The organism is Pseudomonas sp. R62 (genome assembly GCF_000257605.1).
Lineage (GTDB): Bacteria > Pseudomonadota > Gammaproteobacteria > Pseudomonadales > Pseudomonadaceae > Aquipseudomonas > Aquipseudomonas atacamensis.
Window position 1 is genome coordinate 1,728,259 of the sequence record NZ_JH635998.1, and the last position, 4,348, is coordinate 1,732,606.

6 protein-coding genes are annotated in these 4,348 nt (G+C 60.0%); 3 read left to right on the forward strand and 3 right to left on the reverse strand.

Annotated elements, in window-relative coordinates:
• Positions 1–287: 287 nt before the first annotated feature.
• The 3 genes from OQK_RS08930 to OQK_RS08940 all read right to left on the reverse strand — a co-directional run bounded on the left by OQK_RS08930 (position 288) and on the right by OQK_RS08940 (position 2,131).
• Positions 288–1,193 (reverse strand): phasin family protein, encoded by a 906-nt coding sequence (locus tag OQK_RS08930; protein ID WP_016772066.1) that lies wholly within the window; start codon positions 1,191–1,193, stop codon positions 288–290.
• Positions 1,194–1,203: 10 nt separating this feature from the next.
• Positions 1,204–1,626, reverse strand: coding sequence for a phasin family protein (locus OQK_RS08935; protein ID WP_016772067.1), 423 nt, complete (start codon positions 1,624–1,626; stop codon positions 1,204–1,206).
• A 229-nt stretch (positions 1,627–1,855) separates the two neighbouring features.
• Positions 1,856–2,131, reverse strand: a complete 276-nt coding sequence (locus tag OQK_RS08940) for a polyhydroxyalkanoic acid system family protein (protein ID WP_016772068.1) — start codon at positions 2,129–2,131, stop codon at positions 1,856–1,858.
• A gap of 154 nt (positions 2,132–2,285) precedes the next feature.
• Here OQK_RS08940 and ubiE point away from each other — a divergent pair, with 154 nt between their 5' ends.
• The 3 genes from ubiE to OQK_RS08955 all read left to right on the forward strand — a co-directional run.
• On the forward strand, positions 2,286–3,056 hold the full coding sequence (ubiE, locus tag OQK_RS08945) for a bifunctional demethylmenaquinone methyltransferase/2-methoxy-6-polyprenyl-1,4-benzoquinol methylase UbiE (protein ID WP_016772069.1): 771 nt from the start codon (positions 2,286–2,288) through the stop codon (positions 3,054–3,056).
• Complete coding sequence (locus OQK_RS08950; protein WP_016772070.1) at positions 3,056–3,679, forward strand: ubiquinone biosynthesis accessory factor UbiJ; 624 nt, start codon at positions 3,056–3,058, stop codon at positions 3,677–3,679. The genes ubiE and OQK_RS08950 overlap by 1 nt, the downstream gene beginning before the upstream one ends.
• The coding region (locus OQK_RS08955) for an AarF/UbiB family protein (RefSeq protein WP_016772071.1) at positions 3,676–4,348 on the forward strand (673 nt) is incomplete at its 3' end. The genes OQK_RS08950 and OQK_RS08955, both read left to right, overlap by 4 nt.

The window sequence follows — 4,348 nt, forward strand, 5'->3', positions numbered from 1 at the left end:
GCGCTGCAATACCTTGAGGATCACGACTGACCCCGAAAAAGCCCCTCCACCCTAACCGTCTCCCGGAGGGAGAGGGGACTGATTGGGGGATGTTCGCTAGCTACGCCGACCTGAGCGAGCTTCTTTGAATCGATAATCGACTCGATTTGTTCAGGTCGACGTATGACGCAGGAGACCTCGGTCGGCTCCCTCTCCTTGGGGAGAGGGCTGGGGTGAGGGGCCGCTTGGAATGCACAAACAAAAACGCCCGACCTTCACAGGCCGGGCGTTTTTGATTTGCCCTGAAATCAGGACTGACTGGATGGCGTCGACGGTGTCGATGCTGCAGTCGGAGTAGCTGCTGCCGTAGGTGCCGCAGCGGAGTTTGCCGCGTTGGCCGGAGCTGTTGGAGCAGTCGATGGTGCGGCGGCCGGTTTCGGCGCAGCGGCTTTCGGCGCGGCCGGTTTTTTCACTGCAGGCTTTTTCGCCGCAGCCGGTTTGGCCGCAGGCTTCGCAGCGGGTTTGGCAGCAGCAGTTTTCGCTGCTGGCTTGGCCGCTGGTTTCGCTGCAGCTTTAGCCGCAGGTTTTGCTGCCGCTTTGGTTGCCGGTTTGGCAGCGGCCTTGGCGGCAACCGGTTTGGCTGCCGCTTTGGCCGCAGGCTTGGCGGCTGCCGTTTTGGCCGCAGCTTTTGCAGCAGGTTTCGCCGCTGCTTTGGTCAGTGGCTTGGCTGCGGTTTTCGCCGCAGGTTTGGCCGCTGCAGTTTTAGTGGCAGGTTTCGCCGCAGCGGTTTTTGCCGCCACAGGCTGAGCTTTCAGACCGGTGAGTTTTTCGATCTGCTTGGTCAGCGTGTCGACCTTGGCGTTGAGCGCCTTCACCTCATTGCGGCTCGGCACGCCCAGGCGCGAAATCGCGCTGTTCAGGCGCTTGTCGAACGCGCCTTCCAGCTCGTCCCACTTGCCCATGGCGCGGTCTTTCACGCCGCTGATGCGCGACTTGGCCGAGGAGGTCGAGTCCTCGACTTTCTTGCCGACGGCAGTCTTGGTGAGCTTCTCGGCTTTCTCGCCGTCTTTGACCAATGCATCGAAGAGTTTGCTGCCGTCAGTGTCGATCTTCGAGTACACGCCTAAACCAGCCAGCCAGATTTTGCGGGAGTAGGACTCGACCTTCCCGACCCACGAGCTGCTTTCTTTATCGGTGTTCTTTTTGCCAGCCATCCCGTTCTCCTTAAGATTTTCGCGCGACGCGTTCGAGCAATGCCGTCAGCTCATCGAGCTTAGCAGAGAGTGCCTCAACGTCATGTTTAGACGGAATGCCGATCCGATTCAAGGCGCTGGCCACACGGTTGTCGAAGGCCTTCTCGACCTTGTCGAGCTGAACTTCAACGCGACCCTTGAACGAGCTGACCTGCGTGGCCGCGTCGTCGATCTCGGCGTTGGCGGCGAGGAGTTTTTCGCTGACGGCTTTTTTGCCTTTCTTTTCAACGGTTTGACCGGCGGCGACGAGCTCCTGAAAGTACTCGCTGCCCTCCTGGCCGACCTTGGTGTAGGCGCCCAGGCCTGCCAGCCAGATCTTGCGGGCATAGGATTTGACGTCGCTCAGAGTGGAAGTCGGAGCGTCGATTTTTTTCTTCAAAATGACTTTGGCCATGGTGCACCTCACGCGCAGAAGGTTTGAGGAACTGCCGGACGAGTGTCGGGCTCAGGCACAAAGTAGGGAGAAAAATTAGAAAGGGCACCCTAACCAGCTGGAGCAACTCTAAACAAATGTGGGAGCGAGCCTGCTCGCGAAAGCGTCATATCAGCCAACATTTCAGTCAACTGATACACCGCTTTCGCGAGCAGGCTCGCTCCCACAGGGGATTGGATTTCAACCTGAATCAGGCCAGGGCTTTATCCAACGCCTTCTCGATCTCGGCTTTGATCATGCCGCTCATGGCCGACATCATCAGGCCCAGTTCGACGTCGACCCTGATCGAATCGTCCGCCACGTGCACTTCACCTTTCACGCCCGAACGCTTGAGGTTCAGGGTGTCGCCCGACCACTGCGGCTCAAGGCCGTATTGTTCGTTGAGCTTTTTGGCCAGTTTGTCGGCCTTTTCGCGGGCGGCGTCCTTGCCCAGGGTGTGGGCGCGCTCAACACTGATTTTGGCCATGGAATGACTCCTGATGATTGAATGGCTGAAGTTGAATCTTGACCGCATCTGCGGCAAATCGTCCCGAAGGTTGCCCATCTTACCTTTAGCCATTCCAAGACAAAGCATGGCTTGGGGATTAGAATGTCGCGCATTCTCTTTTGGTGACAGCGATATGACTGATCAGCGCAAAGGCAGCGATGCCGAACCCACCACTCACTTCGGCTTCAAAAACGTTCCGGAAAGCCAGAAAGCGGAAAAAGTCGCTGAGGTTTTCCACTCCGTAGCCGCTAAATACGACCTGATGAACGACCTTCTGTCGGGCGGCATGCACCGTCTGTGGAAGCGTTTCGCGATCGAGCTTTCCGGCGTGCGCAGCGGCAACCGCGTGCTCGACATCGCTGGTGGCACCGGCGACCTGACCCGCAAGTTCTCGAACCTTGTCGGCCCGACTGGCCAGGTCGTGCTGGCCGACATCAACGAGTCGATGCTCAAGGTCGGCCGTGATCGTCTGCTCGATCTGGGCGTTGCCGGCAACGTCGAATTCGTCCAGGCCGACGCGGAAAAACTGCCATTCCCGGACAACCATTTCGACTGCGTGACCATCGCCTTCGGCCTGCGCAACGTGACGCACAAAGAAGACGCGTTGCGTTCGATGCTGCGCGTGCTCAAGCCTGGCGGCCGCCTGCTGGTGCTGGAATTCTCCAAGCCGACCAACGCGCTGATGTCGAAAGCCTACGACGCCTACTCGTTCGCCTTCATGCCGCTGATGGGCAAGCTGATCACCAACGATTCGGAAAGCTATCGTTACTTGGCCGAATCGATCCGCATGCACCCGAATCAGGAAACCCTGAAGTCGATGATGGTCGAGGCCGGTTTCGACCGCGTGACCTATCACAACATGACCGCAGGCATCGTCGCCCTGCACCGCGGCATCAAACCCTGATGTTGCTCACCGGGCTGCTCGCCAGCGTCGAACTCGGCCTCAACCGGGTGCTGCGTCTCGACAGCACGGCGCTGCCGCGTCTGGCGCATCTGACCGGCAAAGTGATTGCCGTCGACTGCCGCAGCCCGGCGCTGCAACTGTTCATCCTGCCCAGCGACGAAGGCTTGATGCTCGCCTCGCAGTGGGCAGCGGACGTCGATTGCACGTTGCGTGCACCGGCCTCAAGCCTGGTGAAACTGGCCCTGAGCAAAGACAAGACCGCGGTGCTGCACGCACCCGAAGTCGAGCTCGATGGCGACAGCGGCGTGCTGCTGGAGCTGGCCGGCGTACTGCAGGATCTTGAGCTGGACTGGGAGTACGAACTCTCGCGCTGGCTCGGTCCGGTCGCCACGCAACTGCTCGGTGGTCACCTGCGCAGCCGCGCGCGCTGGTATCAACAAGGATTTGCCAGCCTCAACCAGAATCTTGCCGAATACCTCGCCGAAGAATCGCGCACCCTCGTCGGGCAGCGCGAAGCCGAAGCGCGATTCAGCGAACTGGACCGGATCAAACTCGATCTGGAACGACTCGAGGCGCGTTTCGAGCGCCTTTCCCGATCCCTCGACCCAAGCGATAACGCATGAAGCTGCTTGCCGTCCGCCGTCTGTTGCGCATCCAGCGCGTCGTGATCCGCTACCGCCTCGATGACCTGCTGTTCGATCTGCCGCTGCCCTGGTTTCTTCTGGCCGTGCGCTTTTTGCTGCCGTGGCGCTGGCTGCCGCGCAAGCCGCTGGAGCTCAACCGTGGTGCGCGCTTGCGTCTGGCGTTGCAGGATCTGGGGCCGATTTTCATCAAGTTCGGGCAGATTCTTTCGACCCGCCGCGACCTGTTGCCGGAAGACATCGCCGATGAGCTGATGCTGCTGCAGGACCGCGTGCCGCCGTTCGATTCGCAAGTGTCGATCAAGCTGATCGAAGAACAGCTGGGCAAGAAAATCAGCGAAGTGTTCAGCCGTTTCGACGTCGCCCCGCTGGCCTCGGCCTCGGTAGCGCAGGTGCATGCGGCGCAGCTCAAAAGCGGCGAAGAAGTCGTGGTCAAGGTGATTCGTCCGGGCCTGAAACCGATCATCGCGCAGGATCTGGCATGGCTGTTCATCCTTGCCCGCGCCGCCGAGAAGTTCTCCGCTGACGCGCGCCTGCTGCACCCGGTCGATGTGGTGCAGGACTACGAAAAAACCATTTACGACGAACTCGATCTGTTGCGCGAGGCGGCCAACGCCAGCCAGTTGCGCCGCAACTTCGAAGGCTCGCAGC

What these genes read in the sequence shown, in the direction of transcription:
- OQK_RS08950 (WP_016772070.1), top strand. Translation starts at nt 3,056, where the DNA reads ATGTTGCTCACCGGGCTGCTCGCCAGCGTCGAACTCGGCCTCAACCGG.
- OQK_RS08935 (WP_016772067.1), bottom strand. Translation starts at nt 1,626, where the DNA reads ATGGCCAAAGTCATTTTGAAGAAAAAAATCGACGCTCCGACTTCCACT.
- ubiE (WP_016772069.1), top strand. Translation starts at nt 2,286, where the DNA reads ATGACTGATCAGCGCAAAGGCAGCGATGCCGAACCCACCACTCACTTC.
- OQK_RS08930 (WP_016772066.1), bottom strand. Translation starts at nt 1,193, where the DNA reads ATGGCTGGCAAAAAGAACACCGATAAAGAAAGCAGCTCGTGGGTCGGG.
- OQK_RS08940 (WP_016772068.1), bottom strand. Translation starts at nt 2,131, where the DNA reads ATGGCCAAAATCAGTGTTGAGCGCGCCCACACCCTGGGCAAGGACGCC.